This window comes from Desulfovibrio litoralis DSM 11393 (assembly GCF_900143255.1).
GTDB lineage: Bacteria > Desulfobacterota > Desulfovibrionia > Desulfovibrionales > Desulfovibrionaceae > Frigididesulfovibrio_A > Frigididesulfovibrio_A litoralis.
The window spans coordinates 67,632-88,124 of sequence record NZ_FRDI01000004.1; the positions used below are offsets into that span (position 1 = coordinate 67,632).

At 35.6% G+C, this 20,493-nt stretch carries 16 protein-coding genes, 1 tRNA gene and 1 riboswitch; of the genes, 9 read left to right on the forward strand and 8 right to left on the reverse strand.

Annotated elements, in window-relative coordinates; all coding sequences use genetic code 11:
• Positions 1 to 19: 19 nt before the first annotated feature.
• Entirely contained in the window at positions 20 to 1,177 is a 1,158-nt protein-coding gene (locus BT999_RS05130; RefSeq protein ID WP_084650598.1) for a branched-chain amino acid ABC transporter substrate-binding protein, read from the reverse strand.
• 220 nt (positions 1,178 to 1,397) lie between these two features.
• On the opposite strand from BT999_RS05130, the gene miaA reads away from it, so the two are divergent.
• Together miaA and BT999_RS05140 are read left to right on the forward strand one after the other, a co-directional pair.
• Positions 1,398 to 2,372: a tRNA (adenosine(37)-N6)-dimethylallyltransferase MiaA gene (miaA, locus tag BT999_RS05135; protein ID WP_072696961.1), complete on the forward strand. Its 975-nt coding sequence runs from the start codon at positions 1,398 to 1,400 to the stop codon at positions 2,370 to 2,372.
• A gap of 192 nt (positions 2,373 to 2,564) precedes the next feature.
• Positions 2,565 to 3,875, forward strand: coding sequence for a malic enzyme-like NAD(P)-binding protein (locus BT999_RS05140; RefSeq protein WP_072696711.1), 1,311 nt, complete (start codon positions 2,565 to 2,567; stop codon positions 3,873 to 3,875).
• Between the two features lie 215 nt (positions 3,876 to 4,090).
• Here the strand turns inward: BT999_RS05140 and BT999_RS05145 are convergent, their stop codons facing one another.
• Positions 4,091 to 4,636: a GyrI-like domain-containing protein gene (locus BT999_RS05145; RefSeq protein ID WP_072696712.1), complete on the reverse strand. Its 546-nt coding sequence runs from the start codon at positions 4,634 to 4,636 to the stop codon at positions 4,091 to 4,093.
• Between the two features lie 262 nt (positions 4,637 to 4,898).
• Here BT999_RS05145 and BT999_RS05150 point away from each other — a divergent pair, with 262 nt between their 5' ends.
• The 3 genes from BT999_RS05150 to ribB all read left to right on the forward strand — a co-directional run bounded on the left by BT999_RS05150 (position 4,899) and on the right by ribB (position 7,074).
• Positions 4,899 to 5,726 carry an ABC transporter substrate-binding protein gene (locus BT999_RS05150; RefSeq protein WP_072696713.1) on the forward strand — a complete coding sequence of 276 codons (828 nt, stop codon included), beginning with the start codon at positions 4,899 to 4,901 and terminating at the stop codon, positions 5,724 to 5,726.
• 181 nt (positions 5,727 to 5,907) lie between these two features.
• Positions 5,908 to 5,984 (forward strand) — tRNA-Arg (locus tag BT999_RS05155).
• Positions 5,985 to 6,199: 215 nt separating this feature from the next.
• Positions 6,200 to 6,340, forward strand: a riboswitch (FMN riboswitch).
• A gap of 92 nt (positions 6,341 to 6,432) precedes the next feature.
• Positions 6,433 to 7,074, forward strand: a complete 642-nt coding sequence (ribB, locus tag BT999_RS05160) for a 3,4-dihydroxy-2-butanone-4-phosphate synthase (protein ID WP_072696714.1) — start codon at positions 6,433 to 6,435, stop codon at positions 7,072 to 7,074.
• 402 nt (positions 7,075 to 7,476) lie between these two features.
• Here ribB and BT999_RS05165 read toward each other — a convergent pair whose 3' ends face one another.
• Together BT999_RS05165 and BT999_RS05170 are read right to left on the reverse strand one after the other, a co-directional pair.
• A complete protein-coding gene (locus BT999_RS05165) occupies positions 7,477 to 7,833 on the reverse strand; it encodes a hypothetical protein (RefSeq protein ID WP_072696715.1) in 357 nt (118 codons plus the stop codon).
• Positions 7,834 to 7,879: 46 nt separating this feature from the next.
• On the reverse strand, positions 7,880 to 9,961 hold the full coding sequence (locus tag BT999_RS05170; protein ID WP_072696716.1) for an HD domain-containing phosphohydrolase: 2,082 nt from the start codon (positions 9,959 to 9,961) through the stop codon (positions 7,880 to 7,882).
• 241 nt (positions 9,962 to 10,202) lie between these two features.
• Here BT999_RS05170 and BT999_RS05175 point away from each other — a divergent pair, with 241 nt between their 5' ends.
• Both BT999_RS05175 and selA read left to right on the forward strand, forming a co-directional pair.
• Positions 10,203 to 11,423: a bifunctional folylpolyglutamate synthase/dihydrofolate synthase gene (locus BT999_RS05175; RefSeq protein ID WP_178139318.1), complete on the forward strand. Its 1,221-nt coding sequence runs from the start codon at positions 10,203 to 10,205 to the stop codon at positions 11,421 to 11,423.
• 61 nt (positions 11,424 to 11,484) lie between these two features.
• A complete protein-coding gene (gene selA / locus BT999_RS05180; protein WP_072696718.1) occupies positions 11,485 to 12,957 on the forward strand; it encodes an L-seryl-tRNA(Sec) selenium transferase in 1,473 nt (490 codons plus the stop codon).
• Between the two features lie 1,509 nt (positions 12,958 to 14,466).
• Here the strand turns inward: selA and glmS are convergent.
• From glmS to BT999_RS05195, 3 genes are all read right to left on the reverse strand, one after another.
• Complete coding sequence (glmS, locus tag BT999_RS05185; protein ID WP_072696719.1) at positions 14,467 to 16,296, reverse strand: glutamine--fructose-6-phosphate transaminase (isomerizing); 1,830 nt, start codon at positions 16,294 to 16,296, stop codon at positions 14,467 to 14,469.
• A 117-nt stretch (positions 16,297 to 16,413) separates the two neighbouring features.
• Positions 16,414 to 17,322 (reverse strand): TIGR00269 family protein, encoded by a 909-nt coding sequence (locus BT999_RS05190; RefSeq protein WP_072696720.1) that lies wholly within the window; start codon positions 17,320 to 17,322, stop codon positions 16,414 to 16,416.
• 3 nt (positions 17,323 to 17,325) lie between these two features.
• Positions 17,326 to 17,568, reverse strand: a complete 243-nt coding sequence (locus tag BT999_RS05195; protein WP_072696721.1) for a hypothetical protein — start codon at positions 17,566 to 17,568, stop codon at positions 17,326 to 17,328.
• Positions 17,569 to 18,006: 438 nt separating this feature from the next.
• Here BT999_RS05195 and BT999_RS05200 point away from each other — a divergent pair, with 438 nt between their 5' ends.
• Together BT999_RS05200 and BT999_RS05205 are read left to right on the forward strand one after the other, a co-directional pair.
• Positions 18,007 to 18,381 carry a response regulator gene (locus tag BT999_RS05200; RefSeq protein WP_072696722.1) on the forward strand — a complete coding sequence of 125 codons (375 nt, stop codon included), beginning with the start codon at positions 18,007 to 18,009 and terminating at the stop codon, positions 18,379 to 18,381.
• Between the two features lie 118 nt (positions 18,382 to 18,499).
• Positions 18,500 to 19,153, forward strand: coding sequence for a site-2 protease family protein (locus BT999_RS05205; RefSeq protein ID WP_072696723.1), 654 nt, complete (start codon positions 18,500 to 18,502; stop codon positions 19,151 to 19,153).
• Here BT999_RS05205 and rho read toward each other — a convergent pair.
• Entirely contained in the window at positions 19,133 to 20,368 is a 1,236-nt protein-coding gene (gene rho, locus BT999_RS05210) for a transcription termination factor Rho (protein ID WP_072696724.1), read from the reverse strand. The two genes, BT999_RS05205 and rho, sit on opposite strands and share 21 nt — an antisense overlap.
• Between the last annotated feature and the right edge of the window lie 125 nt (positions 20,369 to 20,493).

A 20,493-nucleotide genomic window follows, 5' to 3' on the forward strand; every position in this document is an offset into this window, starting at 1 on the left:
TTCGAGGTTTATAAGCTTATTATTTTACTTCTGTGTATTTTCCATTTTTTACTTGGTACATTTTGAACTCTACGCCTTCGGCATCGCCGGCTTTAGTAAAACGGATTTTTCCAAGTGGAGTTTCTATATAGTCGTTATGTAAAACTTCCATTATTTTTGCACTATCAGTTCCGCCGGTTTTTTCGATAGCATTAATTAAAGCCATCATAGCGGAATAGGCTTCAAAATAATAGTTGCCGGGGTCTGTTCCAAACATTTTTTTATGAGCGGCAAGGGTTTCGGCATATAGTTTTTCTTGAGAGTGGTCTTTTAAACCGGTGGCGTAAACGCCTTCGGCATCTTTACCGGCAAGCTTTAAGAAAGCGTCGATTTTTATACCGTCTTCAGAGATAAAAGGAGTTTGCATACGTTTTTTACGCATTTGTTGAACTAATTTAGAAGCTTCTGGGTGGTACCCGCCAAAGATGATTGCGTCTACGTTAGCACTACGTACTTTTTGAATTACAGCGCCGTAATCTACTTGTCCGGGGGTAATTCCTTCAAATAAAACAACTTTACCACGTCCGCTCTCTTCGATAAATTTCTTTGCGTATTCTGCATAAGTTTTACCATAGTCGCCTTTATCGTGTAAGATAACAATATTTTTAGCACCAAGTTTATCAAGGGCGAGTTCTACTCCTAATTTTGCCTGCATGTCATCAGAGGCAATAGTGCGGAAGAAATATGGAAACTGTCCTGATTGAGTTAAGTCCGGGTTAGTGGCTGAAGGAGAGATTGCAATAATTTTTTGTTCGGCATAAATAGGTAAAGCGGCTTTGGTTGCACCGGAACAAATATGCCCCATAACAACGTCAACGCCCTCAGAAACAAGTTTGGTGGCAACGTTGGTCGCAAGTTCAGGTTTGCACTGATCATCGCCATCTACTATTACTAATTTTTTGCCATTAATTCCGCCTTTGGCATTAATTTGTTCTACAATAACTTTAGCGGCGTTATAACTAGGCATTCCGTATTGAATCAAATCGCCGCTATGAGCGCCGGCTACGCCAATTTTAATAACATCACCGTTTTTTGTGGCGGCGTTTGCTTCAAAGCTGATTAAGCCTGAAAGTGGCAAGCAGAGCAAAGCAAACATTAATGAAGATGAAAAAAATTTAATCAAAGAAGATACTTTCATGTGAAACTCCTTTAAAAATGTTAATTAAAATGAAAAAGCGTTTGTTTTTTTGTTAAAAAAACAGCTTAAAAAAGCTTTTACTTCACGTCATTTTTTACTATAGTCCGAGCGTGCAACTCTGTCAAATATTTCAATAAGATTTTTTTATGTATCTTAATAAAAAAGTGTTGTATTATTAAGATTGTTACAATTAATTATATCAGATTATTTTTTTAAACTTATGAACAGCATCTTCCAAAAAAAACCTCTACTTATTTTTTGTGGACCTACCGGTTCCGGTAAAACGGCGAGTTCTTTATATTTAGTCGAACATCTGCTAAAGACAACCAATAATCAAGAATATAATTCATGTGTCATTATCAATTCCGATTCGCGTCAGCTTTACAAAGACTTTCCAATTATTACAGCACAACCAGACCATGAAGAACAAAAGCACTGTTTGCACAAGCTTTTTGGGGTTATTGAAACCAAAGAGAAAGTTACTGCTACAACATATTCCGAGTTGGCTAAAAAAGAAATTTACGAGTGTTATGCCAACAAGCAATTACCCATTTTAGTTGGTGGAACCGGGCTTTATCTTAAGGTTTTGTTAGAGGGAATTGCTCATATCCCTGAAATTCCCGAAGAAATATCTCAATATTGGCGAGAGCGTTGTTGCCTTGAGGGTTCTGTTGCTTTACATAAAAAGTTGGAAGAAGTAGACGGGGTATTGGCGAAACGCCTTCACCCAAATGATCAACAACGCATTGTCAGAGGGCTTGAGGTTTATACGGCGACTCAAAAAGCTTTGAGCGAGTGGCAGGCGGAACAAAAAAACTCAGAACCCGAGTTTAATTTTTTAAAAATTGGTATTGGTGATAGCTTCCCAAATAGCTTATCATTGCTTGAACCTCGTTTAAAGTTGCGTATTGATAGAATGTTAGAACTTGGAGCTATAGAAGAAGCTCAAAAAGCTAAAGCCAAATGTAACGATTATAAGGCTTCGGGGTGGTCGGGTATAGGTTGTTCCGAATTATATCAATATCTTAATAACGAATTAACGATTGAAGAATGTAAGCAACTTTGGTATAAAAATACTCGTGCTTATGCAAAACGCCAACTTACGTGGTTTAAAGCCGATAAAGAAATTCATTGGTTTAAACCTGATGATATGGAAAGCGTTTTAGCTTTGGCTATAAAATTTATAACTTGTTAAATTACAAATAGTTTCTGTTATAAATTACTTCATTGCTTGCTCATTGTTGTGTTTTGAGCTAAAGTAGAGGCGTTGTATTAAATTACAGGTCTCTTTTTTAAATAAATAATCTGATCTTGTTATAATATTGACGTTTTGTGTTTAGTGGTGTTTAAAATTAATTGTTTTTAATCTTCAAACGAGGTTTTTATAATGGCTTTATACACAAAAGAAAATGCACTGGATTATCACGCTAAACCCCGCCCCGGCAAAATAGAAGTTTTGCCGACAAAACCTTGCGACAATCAAAAAGATTTGTCCATGGCTTATTCCCCCGGTGTTGCCGAAGCTTGTTTGGCAATTAAAGCAGACGAAAGTTTGGTTGATGTTTATACCGGGCGTGGAAACTTGGTTGCGGTTGTATCTAACGGAACCGCTGTTTTAGGGCTTGGAAATATTGGACCAAAAGCCGGAAAGCCGGTTATGGAAGGTAAGGGCATTTTGTTTAAAATGTTTGCCGATATTGATGTTTTTGATATTAACCTTGCGGAAACCGACCCTGATAAAATCGTGGCTATAGTTAAAGCTTTAGAGCCGACTTTTGGTGCGATTAATCTTGAAGATATTAAGGCTCCGGAATGTTTTTATATTGAAGAAACTTTAAAAAAAGAAATGGGTATTCCCGTTTTTCACGACGACCAACACGGAACAGCGGTAATCTCAGCCGCAGCCTTGATTAACGCTTGTGAAATTACTAAACGCAATATTTCAGATTGTAAAGTTGTCGTATCCGGTGCCGGTGCGGCGGCAACAGCCTGTACGAACTTATATATTTCTCTTGGTGTTAAAGTTTCTAATGTTTATATGTTTGATACCAAAGGTCTTATTCATAAAGGGCGTACTGATCTAAACAAATATAAAGCGGCGTTTGCTCAAGAAAAAGATTGTTCTTTTAAAGAAGCAATGACCGGTGCTGATGTCTTCTTAGGTCTTTCCGTTGCCGGTTTGGTAACTAAAGATATAGTTAAGAGCATGGCAAAAGATCCTATTTTATTTGCTATGGCAAACCCTGAACCTGAAATCAGCTATGCCGATGCCAAAGAAGCTTCTCCTAATTGTATTATGGGAACAGGGCGTAGTGATTATCCGAACCAAATCAATAACGTTTCCGGTTTTCCATTTTTATTCCGTGGAGCTTTAGACGTTGGGGCAAAAGAAATTAACGAAGCCATGAAAATTGCGGCGGCAAAATCTTTGGCTGCTCTTGCAAAAGAGCCTGTTCCCGAAGAAGTTTCCAAAGCATATGGCGGTGAAAAATTTAGCTTTGGCATTGATTATGTTATTCCTAAGCCTTTAGATCCGCGTATTTTAGTTTGGGAGACTCCGGCTGTTGCTCAAGCGGCGATGGATTCAGGTATTGCTCGCAAACCGATCAAAGATATGCAAGCTTACAAAGAAAGCCTTGTAAAACGTGTACAAAAATGCCGTGAACGTGCGGACTCTTTATATAAAAGTTATTTATAATAACTTAGCATTATTAGTTTATTAAATTAAAATAATTCATTATATTATTACAACGATTTTACTTTAGCATAATGCTCAAAGATAAAATCGTTGTAATTTTGCAAAAGAACCAAAATTTATTTCTAAAAATATTATTTAAAGACAAAACTATTAAAAAACTTCAAAAAGAAGACTCTTTATTAATTGTCGTAGCAAGCTTTTAAACAACACATAATCTATTGTTCTATAAAAACACGGTAAATAATTTTTTTATTAGGTACATCATATATTTCCATTACCGGCAAGTTTTCAGGCAAATTATTTTCTTTTAAATACTTAGTTAGAGCAGGATACACACGCCATATTCCCAGAAGAATAGAGATTAATCCATTATAAGGCATTTCTGTAACAATATAATTTTGTTCTGGAATAATTTTAGCTGAATATTTATCAAGTTTTAAACTGTCTATAGTCAAAGTTTTATCTTCGAGCAAACAACCAGATTCGGAACGCAACTTTGCAGCATCAACTTTACGAGGGTCATCATAAAAAATGCCTGCCCCTTTAAAAGTCTCTATATTATGTGTGTTTAACAAATAATAATAAACCGCATCTGTAATTTCACCTGTTAGTTTATAATCGCCGACTACACTTTGATAAACAAAAACTTCGCCCCCTTGTTTTTCTTTGCGAAATACAATAGCCGAAAAACCCCCATAATAAGCATATAAACAAACTATTATGATTAACAAGAGAATGATAATACCTAATACAATTTTCATAATACATACGCCTTATTGTTAGTTAAAATTACAAAACAGGGATAGTAAAGATATTTTTATATTTAGCAAACATTATTTTAAAACGATTTAATTTTAATAAATCAAGCTCTGTTTATTCATATATTATCTTATCTCTTTAATATAAATAAATTATTTAAAAAAGCATATCACAACATAGTATCTATTATTTATACTTGCATAAACTAATAAGTTTTATTATGCTCAAAAAAGCATACGTAATTTATAATTCTTGGAGGAAAGAATGAAAAATTTAATAAAAACTTTTTTAATGTTAGTGGCTGTGTTGTGCTTACCTTTTAGTGCTAGTGCTAAAGATTCAATCATGATGGCGACAACGACAAGCACTCAAGATAGCGGTTTATTAGATTATATTAAGCCAATTTTTGAAAAAGATACCGGTGTTGAATTAAAATGGGTTTCAGTCGGCACGGGGAAAGCTCTTGAAATCGGTAGAGCAGGGGACGCTGATGTTTTATTAGTACACGCACCCGCCGCAGAAAAGAAATTCGTTGCCGAAGGTTATGGAGTTGATCGCCGTTTAGTTATGTATAATGATTTTATTTTTGTAGGACCTAAAAACGACCCTGCAAAAGTAAAAGGGTTAAGCACTACAGAAACCTTGAAGCGTTTATCAGCCGATAAAGCAAAGTTTATTAGCCGTGGTGATGATTCCGGTACGCATAAAAAAGAACTTGATTTATGGAAGAAAGCAGAGCTTACAACTCCTGATAAAGAAGATTGGTATGTGAGTTTAGGTCAAGGCATGATGGCTGTATTGCGTTTTGCTGCTGAAAAAGATGCTTATACCTTTACTGACCGTGGCACTTGGATAGCTTTTGAAGATGTTCAAAAACCAAATCCTTTAACTATTTTGGTTGAAGGCGATAAAAGCTTGAGAAATCAATATAGTGTTATTATGGTTAACCCTGAAAAACACCCTAAAGTTAAAAAAGAAGCTGCTCAAAAGTTTATTGACTGGTGGGTTTCTCCCGCTGCTCAAAAGGCTATCGCTGATTATAAACTAAAGGGTAAACAGTTGTTTTTCCCTAATGCCGGAGAAAAAGATTAATATAGATATTATCATAAATATTATTGATTTCTAATGTATATTTTAAAATCAATAAGAATTGTTATTAAGCTAACTAAGTATCAAAAGAGGCTTGGTTAGCTTATTTATAAGAAAAATCTAAGAACATAAAATAAAAGCTTGCAAAATTTATTTTCTTAGCTTATTTAAGCGTTTGTATTGTGCGTCTGTAGCTCAGTCGGATAGAGCAATTGCCTTCTAAGCAATCGGTCAGGGGTTCGAATCCCTTCAGACGCACCACTTAAATTTCAAAGACTTACGTGCTATTTAGCATGTGAGTCTTTTCTTGTTTTGCGACCATATTGCGACGGCAAAGGACGGCAACTTTACACCAAAGGACTCAATATTTGGGTCAAGCGACCATGTCAATTTTGCAGAACCAATTAAAATAACTTCAATTATCAAAAGGGTAACTTTAGTTGTTTGCACTGAATTATTTTTTGTGATAGCGTCATTGATATTCTCAGGGCGGGGTGTAATTCCCCACCGGCGGTAACCAATTAAGGGAGTCCGCGAGCGTTTTTCTTATGAAAGAGTCAGCAGATCTGGTGAAAATCCAGAACCGACGGTAATAGTCCGGATGAAAGAGAATACGACGAAATAACAGGGATATAGTATCTCTTATTGGTGCTTTGTGCTCCGTTTAGTCGTGCGCCCTGATTCTGGCTTAACCTGAAAGGAGGTATTTATGTGCCGGAATCTGTTGTCTTACTGGGGTTCTTCTAAAGAACGTATTTTTAATGCTGTTTCATCATTACAAAAAGGTAGAGGTGTCCTTATCGTAGATGATGAGGACAGAGAAAATGAGGGCGATTTAATATTTTCTGCTGAAACCATTACCAACGCACAAATGGCTATGCTTATTCGAGAATGTAGCGGAATTGTTTGTTTATGCATTACTAAAGCAAAAGCACAGGCTTTGTCTCTGCCACAAATGGTTCAAGATAACACCAGCTCATATGGAACAGCGTTTACCATTTCAATTGAAGCTGCTGAGGGTGTAACCACTGGTGTCTCTGCGTCAGACCGCGTTCAAACAATTAAGGCTGCAATAGCATATAATGCTCACCCAAAAGACCTGAAACGGCCAGGACATGTTTTTCCTCTTGTTGCTAAAGATGGTGGTGTTTTAGAGCGTCAAGGGCATACAGAGGCGACTATAGATATTATGAAGATCGCAGGGCTTCAACCTTATGGTGTTTTATGCGAGGTAACAAACTTTGATGGCACCATGGCGCGTTTGCCAGAAATTCATGATTTTGGGATATTGCATAAAATTCCAGTTTTAACAGTGCAGGATATTGTTGAATTTAAATTGCATAGTGTTTAATAGCTAGTTTATATTTATCAGTGTTTTTTTATATGTCGTTCGTTTATGTTTATAAGAAAAAATATTGATGTTATCATTTTTTTGCACCATTTTAAAGATTAGCGAAGTCCCATAAAGCCCTAAAATCCTTATAGGACTTTGCTTTATGGCAGTATGCCTTTTTTATTAGATTTTTTCTACCTGCCACCATCTTTGAGGGAGAGCCCCTAAATTTCAAAGACTTACGTGCTATTTAGCATGTAGGTCTTTTTTTGTATAAAGAATACCCCCAGCTAGCTGGGGGTTCTAAAAAGATTGGGAAGAATACCTCAAAGCTTTTGTTATAAATTTCAAATTGACTTATGAATAAAAAACTTTCAGGGAAACAAAAGCAGCTTTTTATTAGTAATATAATTATGATAGTTACTTTATACTTAAAATTAATTTTTCCAAATTATTAGGCTCACCGGGCTTGTGATCATCAGGGTATAGTAACGCCGACATATAAAAAAGAGAACCAAGTTGCAGGGCGTTGTTGGCACCGTTTGAAAAGGTTCTGAGCTTGTCTTCTATTATATCATCGGACAATTCAGGTTTTTCTTTGATGAGTTTCTCATATTCATTGGGAAGAGTTAAAAGACACTTAGCTTTTTTTACCATAAGCTCTTTATATTCTTCTTTATTATAATCAGGTTTTGTTAATAATTTTTTTGCATCATCTTCAAGTTTGAAGATTTCTTCACTTGCTTTTAGCAATAAACTTTTTAATGGGCTATTCATAATAATTTCACAATGTTAAGGTTATAGCAAGTAGTTATAGCGTTAATTAGGTTAAATTAGCTTGAGGGTGCATCTCGTTCTGTAGTTTATCATCAAATTTTAATTGAATTGATAAGAGTATATCTTTAACTTCATCTAAAACAGAGACAATAGAAGGGTCAAAGCGTATACCTGAATCTTTTTTAATTTCTTCTATTGCTTTATTTAGAGGGTAAGCTTTTTTCCCAAAACGTTCGGTGCAAAGAGCGTCGAGCGTATCGGCTATTGCGACTATGCGTGCCGGAATAGGAATATCTTCGCCTGCTAAGAGCGGAATATCTGTGTGTCCCGTATAACCTTCTCCGTTCCATTTTTGATGGTGGTGCAAGGCTATTTGTTTCGCCATTTCGTCTACGCCGACTTGGCTGTTGTTAAATAAACAGGAACCAAGGTAACAATGTTTTTCCATTTCTTTAAATTCAGAGGTGCTTAACTTTGCCTGTTTTTTTAGTATGATATCAGAAATTCCGATTTTGCCTATGTCGTGTAACATAGCGGCGTTATAAATTTGGTCTTTAATTTGAAAAACTCTATCATAATCCATGCCCATTTTTTTTGCCCAAGCCACAAAAATTTCGGCTGAATAAGCACCGACTCTTTGAATATGATAACCTGTTTCAACCGGGTCATGCAAGGCGGCCATACTTAACATTCTTACGACAAGGTCTCTGTTTGTATGAGCTTTATCAACGGCGGTTACAGCCTGACTTCCCAAAACTTCTATTGTTAACTCATCATCGCTTGTAAACGCCACAATTTTATTATTTACTTTTTTGTTTTCTAGCTTTAACACAGCGATTAATTCATTACTGAAGTTACAAAACGGAACGGCTAAAACAGAAATAGTTTTATTTTCTGAGTGATCTTCTTGCAACGAGTTGTACTTAAATTGCGTTGTTTGATTGATATAATGTACATCGGGAATATTGACTATTGTTTTTGTTAAGCCGGCATAACCGCAAACAGAGTTGGCAGAAAGCGGAATCTCTATACGTGAATAAGTATGTTTGCTGTTTTGATGTTGCTTTTCGTTTTGAGAAAAAGACAATTGTAAACAGTTTTGCTCTTTGTTGAAAAGATAAAAGGCACCTGATTCGGCGTTGGTAAAAGAGCGAGCTTCTCTTAAGATGAGGTCGAGTATAGTGTTTACGTCTTTATAACCTGATAAGGTTTGAATAAAGCGATTAACATGTTCTAAAAAATGTTCATGTTTTTTTATACTGGTTTCTTTTCCGGGGTAAATTATACCCATTCCTTCACTTGCCATATGTAAAGTAATTGGCAAATGAGAATATTTATTACGTAAGTTTGTTAAGCTTTGTTCTAATTCGGCATCTGTTTTACTTGTACTATGGTGAATAAAATAAAGGTGTTGTATTCCGGCTTGTACTGCAATTGGAATCCACATGCTGTATGAGGAATGTCCTAGACCTGCAAATAGTTCATATTCATCATCGTCATAACTTGCATCAACAATTGCGACCTCAGCACCTTTCATGAGCTCTGCAATATTGTTGCAAATATCGATATGTTCTTGGGTTGGAGTATGTCCTTTTACAATTCCTTCATGGTCAGTACAATATACAAAAGACCAGTTATCGGCAGAAATTCTAAACGCCGAACAAATGGTGGCATGATAGGTTTGGGTTGTTTCTATTAAAATATCGCCGATTGAAAAACTTTGTCCGGGGTTAAAGTCGATAAAGTTAATTTGAGCCGGAAGGTCTTCAAATTTAGAAGGAGTTAAAGGAGGGCTTAATAAAGTTTTAACAACTTCTTTTGTTGTATGTTTTTCGATAAAGGGGCTATAAATATTGACCTGACTGTTTTGTTTGTATAAAGGCATAAAATAAGGAATGCCGTATATATGCGATAAATGTGTGTGAGACAATAAAATATTGGCTTGGATTTCTTTATCTTTAGCGACAAGTTCGTTGCCTATTATTTGCAAGCCGGAACCGGCATCAAGGATCAAAGTTTGTCCGTTATATGTCTCTATTTGCAAACAACTCGTGTTTCCACCATATTTTACTGTGTTGGAATTTAAAAGGGGATTTCCGCCTCTTGTTCCAAAAAATTTAATACGCATGAGCACCATTCCTTAACTTATTGATATTTTATAAGATATTATTGTCTTGGTTAAATGAGAGTTGTGTTTTATTTTTTTTTGTTTATAATTTAATATAGTCTATTTGATTGCTCTTTGTCTATAGTCTGTTTTAGGTTTTTTTATTTGATAGTTCAATAATAGGGATTTATTTATTTTAATGCAACATTTTTCATCTTTTATTAGTTTTTATGAATGGTTAGAAAACAAAAGCAGTTTTCATATGAAACTTGGTCTTGAACGTATTGAAACCGTTTTAAAAAACTTAAATATTTATCAGCCAAATTATAAAATTATTCAAGTCGTTGGGACAAACGGAAAAGGTTCAAGTTCTAGTTTTATATCTTTTTTAAGCCAATATAACGGTTATAAAACAGGGCTTTATACTTCACCTCATTTTATTTCAGTGCGAGAACGTATTTTAATTGATTCAAAACCTTTGCCAGAAGAATTATGGCTTGAATATGCCAATATTATTATTGATGCAGGTGGTGAGGTTTTAACTTATTTTGAATTTATCACCGTTTTGGCTGTTTTAGCTTTTTCTAAAAATAAAGTGCAAGTTGGAGTTTTTGAAGCAGGCTTGGGCGGACTGAATGATGCAACCAGTGTGCTTGACGCCGATTTACATCTTTTTACACCTATCGCCTTAGATCATAAGGCTATTATAGGTCCTGAGTTGAAAAATATAGCCGAAGACAAAAGCGGAGCAATTTCAGCACGCAGTATTGTTGTTAGTACAACCCAAAAAGTAGAAGTAGAAAATATTTTATCAAAAGCGGCACAAGAAAAAAATGCTTTATTTATTAAATTAGATAAAAAGCAGTTTTCTTTGCCTGAAGAATTTTTGACCGGGGCAAAACAGTTGGGGCTTTTGGGAAAACATCAACAAGAAAATGCCTTGTTGGCTCTTACCGGGTGGCGTTTATTTGCCGAAAAACACGCCTTTAACAATGATGAAAAAATGAATATAAAAGCCTTGGAAAAAACTTTTATAGCCGGGCGTTTACAGCGGGTTCAATTAAATAGAGCCGGAAAACCTCATTTCTTTTTATTAGATGCGGCTCATAACCCTCACGGCATGGCGACTTTGGGTAAAAGTTTAGGCGAGGCGGGCGTTCGCCCCTCTGCCTGTGTTTTTACCTGTATGTCAGATAAAGATATTAATGGCTTAGTTGCTAATTTACGGGTTTTATGTCCGGCACCGGTTTTTATTCCGGAACTTTTTAATAACCCAAGATCTGTGGCTGCTTCTGTTTTGGCTGAGAAAATAGGTATGGCGGCTATGGCTGTGAAAAACTTTGAAGAGGCACTAAACAAAGCTTGTGAATTTGCAGAAAAAGAGGAATTAAATATAGAAACCCAGCCAATTCTTATTTGTGGTTCTTTATATTTACTTGCTGAATTTTTTACTGTGTATCCTGAATATCTGATAAAAGATTAACTCATTTATTTTACTTAATATTTTTAACTTATACAATTTTATAAAACAGTGGTTATAAATAATGTCAAAAGAAAACAATAAAAATAATAATCAAGCAAAAGAAATTCAAACCACAGAACAAAAAAATTTGTTTCGGGCTTTACCTTCTATGGATCTTGTCTTAGAGCGTTGTGAGGTAAATTTATCAGAGTTAAGCTTACCTTTTTTGTTAACTCGCACTTTGCTTAAAGAATATATCGGCTTATTTTTAGATCAAATACGCCGTGATATTGTTATTGGTAAAATACAAGATAAGGCTTCGTTAAGTTTAGAGGTTTTGATGCCGAATTTGTTAGGTTTTGTATATAAAAAAGCCAAACCTCATTTCCGCAGGGTTGTAAACGCCACAGGTGTTGTGATTCATACAAATCTTGGGCGTTCTTTACTGGCGGAAAGTGCAACAAAGGCAGTTTTAGAGGCTTCCTCTTATTATTCTAATCTTGAGTTTGATTTAAACAGTGGTGAACGTGGCAGTCGTTACAATCATGTTACGGAATTGTTGCAAAAATTGAGTGGGGCGGAAAGTGCTTTAGTCGTAAATAATAACGCCGCCGCCGTATTGTTGGTAATTGATACGCTTTGTAAAGGGCGAGAGGTGATAGTTTCACGAGGAGAACTGGTTGAAATAGGCGGTTCTTTTCGTATCCCTGAAGTAATAGAGCGAAGCGGGTGTATTTTAAAAGAAGTTGGTGCTACTAATTGCAGTCATTTATATGATTTTGAACGTGCTATTTCGCCTGAAACTGCGGCTATTTTAAAGGTGCATACTTCAAATTTTCGCATAATTGGCTTTACGGAACAACCGAGTTTAAATGAACTTGCAAAACTTGCTCATAAACACGACTTGCCTTTAATTAAAGACTTGGGAAGCGGAAGTTTATTTGATTTTTCCGAAGTCGGGTTGCAGATTTTGGCTGATGAACCGACAGTGCAACAAGTTGTTGATGCTGATGCCGATATTGTAACTTTTAGCGGCGATAAAGTCTTGGGCGGACCGCAGGCAGGCATTATTGTCGGAAAAGAAAAATATATTGCACAAATTAGAAAAAATCCACTCAATAGAGCCTTGCGTATTGATAAAATGACTTTAGCCGCTCTTGAAGCCACTTTACGTTTATATACCGATAAAAAACTTGCCAGAGAACAAATTCCTACTTTAGCCATGCTCACGGCAGAACCCGAGCTTTTAAAAGAAAAGGCATATAATTTAGCACAGATGCTTCGTTCTGAGTTGAACTCTTCTTTTAATATCAATTGTGTAGGCGGAAGTTCAAGAGTTGGAGGCGGGGCTTTTCCTGAAAAAGATTTGCCAACGACCTTGGTAAGAATTGAATCAGATAAGTTTAGTGCCGATAAAATAAAAAAACTCTTGTTAGAAGCGGATACGCCTATAGTTGGGCGTATTGAAAAAGAAGCCTTTTGTTTAGACCCTCGAACTTTGCTTGAGTCAGAGTATGCGTTTATCTTAGGGGCGTTGAAGGGGATTTTGGGGTAGTTGAATGGGGTTTTAGGGTGGTTGAAGGATTTTGCGAGGGGGGAGTATAAGGTTGTTAAGTGATTGTTAATTCAATTTTTATTATATTCTATTATAATTTATTAACAAACTAACACTCCCACGAAACAAACCTCTTTCGGTCGCCTCATATATTTATAATAAAAATGAATTTTATTATAAATATATTACTTCGCTCAATATTCCCACGAAATAAATTTTGTTGGTCGCCTCCGGCGGGCACGGGCTTTATGTGAAGCCCTTTGCATTCCCCACATAAGGGGCTGGTCGCCCCTTAACCCTACTGCCGCAAATACATTAGTTGATGCCTATCGGCATCAAAAGTGGGTACGCACGTTAGTCTCTTTCATTGGCAAACTAAAACTATGCTGTTGGAAAAGATTAATAGTATTTGAAGTTTTAAAATGGGCGTTAAGCATGAATGTAACACTTAACCATTGGAAAAGATTAATAGTGTTTTGAAGCATCGTACAGAAACTTCAAGTTCATGGGTACATGTGGTTAAATAAAAAACAAAGACGACTCAAAGAAGTTCATTTTGTGAAAGCGTTAGTGTTTTAATGGGTTGTGAAAAAAGATTAAATCTAACAAATACATGTTATTATATTGATTTTACAACTTACGTTTTTAGTTGCCGTTAAAATCAAGAAAGTTTCAAACTATAATTCCCATTAAAAGACACCATGCTAATCTAAGCGAAAACGGTTGTTGCAATATGCCGAAACGAAGTTGTTGTTAAATACACATACTCACGTCATTTTTTTTTGTTGTTAAGATGCCAAAGTGAAGTTGCCATTAAAAGGAACCATCGTGCGTTTAAACTTTTGATGCCGACAGGCATCAACTAATGCGTGATGCGTTCGTGGGGTTAAGGGGCGACTAGCCCCTTATGGCGGGAATGCAAAGGGGAAAACATTTTCCCCGTGCCCGTCGGAGACGACCAATAAAATTAATTTCGTGGGAGTAAAAGGGATAAAAAAATGTTTTTTTTATAATATATGGAGACGACTTAAAATCATGTTAATTTCGTGGGAGTGTAGTGTTTAAATAAAAAGTAAAATATAATAAAAATGAATTTTGTTATATGAATAGTTGGAGGCGACCTAAAGAGGTTGATTTCGTGGGAGCGTAGGGATTAAATAATAAAGTTATAATAAAAATGTAATTTTATTATATGAATAGTCGGAGACTCCCTAAAGAGGTTGATTTCGTGGGAGCATAGTTTTTAAATATAGTACAATAATTAAGTATAATTATTATATATTGTTGTATACGACCTAAAAAGGTCTATCTCGTGGGAGCATATTTTAAATAAAACAAAATATAATAAAAAACACTCCCAGTAAAATAAATTCGTGGGAGTGTTGGGTTTAATTAAAAAATTTATAATAAAAATAAATCTTCGTAGATAAATACAATCAACTTATATGCTAATTAACTTATCATGCTAATAATATTATATAAATTATAAAAAAACTACGCTATATATTTCTACTCTACCGTTACGCTTTTCGCAAGGTTTCTTGGCTGATCAACGTCTTTCCCTAGATAATCGGCGACTTCATAACTAAAAAGTTGTAAGGCGGGTAGGGCAATAAATGAATTTAAAACGCCCCAAACTTCCGGAATAATCCAAAGATTATCCACAGTTGTAAGACTTGTTTTTTCATGGGTTAAGGCAATGACCTTACCTTGGCGAGCTTGAACTTCTTCAATGTTTGATTTTACTTTAGGAAAAAGACTGTCATTAAAGGCTAAGGCAAAAGTAGGGAAGTCTTGATCAATCAAAGCGATTGGTCCATGTTTCATTTCTCCGGCGGCATAACCTTCGGCATGAATATAAGAGAGTTCTTTAAGCTTTAAAGCCCCTTCTTCGGCGAGAGGGTAACAAACTCCACGCCCCAAGAAAAAGAAACTTCTTGCACCTGAATAGAGCAGTGCCAGTTCTTGAGCTTTTTCTCGTAATTTCGGAAGTACTTTGTTGAGTTCTGGTTCAAGCGAACTTAAACCCTCAAGTGCATTTTTTAGAATATCTTTGTCTAAATTGTTTTGGCGTTTGGCAAAGTAAAGAGCCATTAAGCTAAGAAGGATCATTTGGCTGGTCATTGCCTTGGTTGAGGCAACACTTATTTCAGGTCCTGCTTGAGTATAAATAGAGGCATTTGCTTCTCTGGCGATAGAAGAACCCACAACGTTGGTTAAAGCAACAACGGGAATACCTTTTGATTTAACTAAACGCAAACAAGCCAAAGTATCGGCGGTTTCCCCTGATTGGCTGATGACTAAGACTAAATCATTTTTATTTAAGATAACGTCTCGATAGCGAAATTCGGAAGCTATTTCTACGGTTACGGGAATTTTTGCCCATGATTCAAACAAGTGTTGTCCCCATAATCCGGCATTGTACGAAGTTCCGCAAGCAACAATATGTAAACGTTCAGGCGTTGGAAATTCATTTAATTCAGGAAGTTTAACTTCGCTTTTTCCTTTGTCTATACGTCCGACAAGACAATCGCTAATGACTTTTGGCTGTTCAAATATTTCTTTAAGCATGAAGTGTTTAAATCCACCCTTGCTTGCTGCCTGCATATCCCAGTTAATGCGTTGTACTTTCTTTTCGATTAGACCAAGGTCAGTAATACTGCGTAATTCCCAACTGTTGGCAGTAATTTTAACGAGTTCGCCATCGTCTAAAAAAACAACATCTCTGGTATAATTTAAAAAGGCAGGTACGTCGGAAGCGACAAAATTTTCGCCGACTCCCAACCCTAAAATTAAAGGGGCGTGCATTCTGGCTGCTAAAATGCTGTCAGGTTCTTCTTTTGACATGAGGGCAACAGCGTAAGCTCCGTGAGCTTTGTTTAAAGCGTTAGCAAAAGCCTGCATTAAGTTGGTTGTATTTTTACGTTCTTCTGAAATAAGGTTTACTAAAACTTCTGTGTCAGTATCAGAATAAAATTTATATCCTTTAGCGAGAAGATCGTTTTTAAGTTCTTGGAAGTTTTCGATAATTCCGTTGTGAATAATACTTAAACTACCATCAAAAGATTTATGAGGGTGAGCGTTACGCTCAACGGGAATACCGTGAGTTGCCCATCTAGTATGACCCATTCCTACAGTCGCAAGGATATTTGGCGAATTACTGAGTTTTTGTTCAAGAGCATTTAACTTTCCGGCGGCTCTAACAACGTTTAATAATTCATTATTTTGGATAAAAGAAACTCCGGCAGAGTCATAACCACGATATTCAAGTCGTCTTAAACCTTCTATGACTACGGGAACAGCCGGTCTGTGTCCTGTGTATGCAATAATTCCACACATATTAAATCCTTATATCATTAAATTGTTCAGTGTTTTTGAGTTTAAATTTTTTATTAAGTTTTTATGTTATTTATAATAAACATTAAAATAAGTTAAGCAAAAATTATTTATTCGGAACTATTTGTTTGGTTCAGAGTTAACGAGTTCTTTAATTCTGCAAATACTGCATAACTCCACCGAAGTTGGATAACCGCATTTTGTGCAGGCTGTTAGCTTGGTCGTATTTTGTTCATCAGTTTGAAAGGCAGGGCGACCACGCTCTAAAAAACCTTGATAAAAATCAATTTTACGCCCGGGGCTTTCTTCTTCAAGGTTAAACCAAAAATATTTTAATTTTGTAAAACTCGCACCACGACTATAAGGGCAAGTACTGATATGATGATCTATTTTTTTTAAAAAAGCATAATTTGCAGTTTCAAACTCAGATAAACGCCAAAGTGGTTTAACTTTTTTAGAAAAACCATTTTCAGCAGGTAGGCTCGGACCTTGGTCTGATAAATAAGCTTTATCCCAACGTAGAGTGTTGCTGGTTAATCTGGCGACTTCATCATCTAAATTATGTCCCGTTGCCAAAACATCATAACCGTTTTCGATAGCGATTTTATTAAAAAAATGTCTTTTAATTTTTCCACAAGCGGAACAAATAGGTCGGTTTAGGCGTTTTTTTATAAAAGGAATCATTAAATTTTCATCTTTTAATTCTTTTATAATGAGCGGAAGCGAGTGTAATTGACAAAAGTTTTCCACAATACTGCGAGCTTGAACGGAAGAATTTGGAATCCCCAAGTCTATATGAAGCCCGGTTATATTATAACCCAAGGCTTTAAGTTCTAACATTAAAGCAAGAGAGTCTTTTCCGCCTGATAATGCTACTAAAATTTTATCATTATGAGTAAAAAGTTTGTGTTGTCTTATACCTTTTTCTACTTGATTAGTAAAAAAGCGTAAAAAACAAGGTTCACAAAAACCGGCATGATGACTAGGAAGAGAGACAACGGCTTTTTCTTTACAGGCTGTACATTTCATATTTTAACCCTCTGAGATAACTTTGCGAATTGTGATATGGTCGTTAGTAAGAATGCGGTCGTCAGGGGTTAAAAGCTCCGTATTGTTTCTGATTGCCAAAGCCATGCCGGCTCTTAAACCTAGTTTATTAAAAAGCTGTAAAACTGTTTTAGGGCGAGGAAATTCCTGTGTTTTGTCTGATGGTAAAATAGTTAATGTAATAAGAGGCTTCTCGAATTTTGTATATTTAAGTTCTTTTTGATCCATATATTTAAAATCTTTATATTTTTAGTTAAACTGTGTATAAATAATGTATGTTTTGTAATTGTCTTGTTTAAGAATAAAACGATACTGTTGATAGTTTTTCTTTAAATGACTTTGCCTGACTAAGCAAGCATTAGTATCATAAAATAAGAGCATTGCAAAACTCAGTTTTGCGTGTTTTTTCATCGTTTTTCACTCCTTATAAAACATCTAAAACCACAAAAAACCACTAATTTTACAGGAAAATTAAATTTTCTCTTTAAGCACTAATGCATGTTTTTTGGAGTGTCTTCTTAGTGGAAGCCACTTTTAGGCTATTATACAATAGTCTAAAAATATTTTCAGTTGTGTATTGTTGTTTTCTTATATTGGTGTTATATGTAAAATGTGTTATAAGAAAATAATTTTAACTTATAAAAATGAGACGAAAAGGGGGAAGTTATGAATAAGCGACATAAAATATTAGTTGTTGATGATGAAAAACATATTCGCATGTTGTATCAAGACGAACTTGAAACAGATGGCTATCTTGTTGCCACAAGTGATGGCTCTGAACCTATTTTAGCAGTAATCACACGAGAAAAACCCGAACTTGTTATTTTAGATATTCGTATTGAGCCAAATACTTCAGGGCTTGACTTGTTGCAAGAAATCAGAGCAAACGAAGCAACCAAAGAGTTGCCCGTTATTTTAAGTACTGCTTATGACAGCTTTCAATATGATTTAAAATCTATTGCTGCTGATTGTTATGTTGTAAAGTCAGTTGACTTGAGTGAATTAAAGGTTAAAATTAAATCACTGTTAAAAGCAAAATAAAGATTAAATAAACATTGCTTTAATTTTGAGTTTCTCTATTATATTGCTTGGTTGTTTATTATTGGCGTTTTGCTGTCTATTGTTTCTATCATTTTTTTGACTGTTATTTTGGTATTGTATGGATTTTAATATAAATATAGAACGTATTCTATTGATGATATTCCCCATGTTGGTTGGAACTATCTTGCATGAATTGGCACACGCCTTTGCGGCTTATAAACTCGGCGACCCAACAGCAAAACATTATGGGCGGTTAACCTTAAACCCTATCGCACATTTAGACAAAGCCGGTTCTCTGGTCTTTATTGTTACGGCTCTTTTTGCCCCTTTTGCTTTTGGCTGGGCAAAGCCTGTTCCTATTGACCCTCGTTATTTTAAAAATCGCCGATTAGATGAGATTATTGTTTCTGTTGCCGGTCCTCTTACGAATTTTTTGGTTGCTTTTGCCTTTTTTATATTTTTGGTGCTGAGTGGCGGCAAACTGTCATTTGACAATAATGAACATTGGTATCAAAACATGCTCTCTTTTGGTGTAGTTGTTAATATCACTTTAGGGTGGTTTAATTTATTTCCTCTTCCGCCTTTAGACGGCAGCCATATTTTAGCCAATATCTTGCCTCGTAATCTTGCCATTGAGTATGAAAAGCTTGCCGGTTATTCCATGATTATTTTAATGCTTTTGTTGATCACTGATGTTTTTAGTGCAATCATGCGACCTTTGATTTTTAGCACTATTGATGTCTTTGAGGTGCTAATCTCCTATATTCTTTAAGAGATATTTTAAGCCTTCGATGTGAGATAATTTTTTTAAGTTAAGGCGTAACTCTTGATTTTTTTCGTGTCTTTTATCGCCGATGATGAGTTCTTCTTTTTTGGTAAAGCTGTAACTAAAATCAATTGCCGGTGAAACACCTTGTTCGGCGAGTTCTGCGTTTAAGTAAATATATGCGTTTGCCATTGGCTCTAACTCTTCAAAGATCACTTGTTCGCTTATGTGTTCAGTGTTTGAACAGGCTGTTGCGAGTATTGTAATGCTTCCGCCTTGTTCTAAGTTTCTGGCACTGCCAAATATTTTTTTGGCTTTTTGTATGGCGAGAGCTTCTATTCCGCCACTTAAAGTTTTTGTTCCAACTGAGGAAAACGCATTATAGGCTTTTGTTAGTTTTGTGATTGAATCTAACATGATAATAATGTTTTCTTTTCTCTCGGCTTTTCTTTTGGCTTTTTCCGTAAGCATTTCAACAACGGAGATATGTTTTTGCGGAATTTCGTCAAAACATGAAGATATAAACTCAATATTTTTAATTTCTTTCACTTTTTGTTTGAGTTCATTAATGTCTTCGGGGCTTTGATCTATCATTATTAAAAACACGGTGGTATCAGGCTGGCAGGCTGCAACTGCAATAGCTAATTGTTGAAATAGTATTGAGTTAACACTTGCATTTTCACCATGAATGATACAGCGTTGTCCAAAACCCAAGGGTAAGATGTTTTCCAATAGGTGGTTTACCGTGCTACCTTTTGAGTTATTTGAAAGTTTGAGTTGCTCGGTTGGATAAATAGCAGTTAATGATTCAAAGGGAGTTAGCGTTTTTGCTTCTTCGGGTTGTCTTTCGGCGATACTTGAAATTTTTAAAAGGGCAAAATAGCGTTCTCCCTCTCTCGGAGGGCGAATTTCCCCAACAATATATTCCCCTTTACGCAGAGAAAATAAGCGAATTTGAGACGGAGAAATATATATATCGTCGTGGCTTGGTTGATATGTGGCTAAAGAAGAACGCAAAAATCCAAAGCCATCAGGTAATATTTCTAAATATCCCTCGCTATACATGCTGATATTGAGTTCAAAGTTGCGTCTGGTAATAAACAAGATAAGATCTTGTTTGGAATAATTTACAACCTGTTCTCGTTCAGCATCACGGGCAAGTTCTGAGGCTAAGTGAATTAACTCTTGGGTTGATTTATTTTTTAATTCTGTAAGATTCATTGTTGACCTCAAAACATTAAGCATGATTCCGATAATTATTTACATTAATATATTTAAAAAGATTATGCTTTTATATCGGGTACTGTCAAGAAAAGAAGTGAAAAAAGCTGTGTTTTAAATTAGGT

What these genes read in the sequence shown, in the direction of transcription:
- BT999_RS05140 (WP_072696711.1), top strand. Translation starts at nt 2,565, where the DNA reads ATGGCTTTATACACAAAAGAAAATGCACTGGATTATCACGCTAAACCC.
- BT999_RS05205 (WP_072696723.1), top strand. Translation starts at nt 18,500, where the DNA reads ATGGATTTTAATATAAATATAGAACGTATTCTATTGATGATATTCCCC.
- BT999_RS05130 (WP_084650598.1), bottom strand. Translation starts at nt 1,177, where the DNA reads ATGAAAGTATCTTCTTTGATTAAATTTTTTTCATCTTCATTAATGTTT.
- selA (WP_072696718.1), top strand. Translation starts at nt 11,485, where the DNA reads ATGTCAAAAGAAAACAATAAAAATAATAATCAAGCAAAAGAAATTCAA.
- BT999_RS05165 (WP_072696715.1), bottom strand. Translation starts at nt 7,833, where the DNA reads ATGAATAGCCCATTAAAAAGTTTATTGCTAAAAGCAAGTGAAGAAATC.
- BT999_RS05195 (WP_072696721.1), bottom strand. Translation starts at nt 17,568, where the DNA reads ATGGATCAAAAAGAACTTAAATATACAAAATTCGAGAAGCCTCTTATT.
- BT999_RS05200 (WP_072696722.1), top strand. Translation starts at nt 18,007, where the DNA reads ATGAATAAGCGACATAAAATATTAGTTGTTGATGATGAAAAACATATT.
- miaA (WP_072696961.1), top strand. Translation starts at nt 1,398, where the DNA reads ATGAACAGCATCTTCCAAAAAAAACCTCTACTTATTTTTTGTGGACCT.
- rho (WP_072696724.1), bottom strand. Translation starts at nt 20,368, where the DNA reads ATGAATCTTACAGAATTAAAAAATAAATCAACCCAAGAGTTAATTCAC.
- ribB (WP_072696714.1), top strand. Translation starts at nt 6,433, where the DNA reads ATGTGCCGGAATCTGTTGTCTTACTGGGGTTCTTCTAAAGAACGTATT.
- BT999_RS05145 (WP_072696712.1), bottom strand. Translation starts at nt 4,636, where the DNA reads ATGAAAATTGTATTAGGTATTATCATTCTCTTGTTAATCATAATAGTT.
- BT999_RS05175 (WP_178139318.1), top strand. Translation starts at nt 10,203, where the DNA reads ATGAAACTTGGTCTTGAACGTATTGAAACCGTTTTAAAAAACTTAAAT.
- BT999_RS05170 (WP_072696716.1), bottom strand. Translation starts at nt 9,961, where the DNA reads ATGCGTATTAAATTTTTTGGAACAAGAGGCGGAAATCCCCTTTTAAAT.
- BT999_RS05190 (WP_072696720.1), bottom strand. Translation starts at nt 17,322, where the DNA reads ATGAAATGTACAGCCTGTAAAGAAAAAGCCGTTGTCTCTCTTCCTAGT.
- glmS (WP_072696719.1), bottom strand. Translation starts at nt 16,296, where the DNA reads ATGTGTGGAATTATTGCATACACAGGACACAGACCGGCTGTTCCCGTA.
- BT999_RS05150 (WP_072696713.1), top strand. Translation starts at nt 4,899, where the DNA reads ATGAAAAATTTAATAAAAACTTTTTTAATGTTAGTGGCTGTGTTGTGC.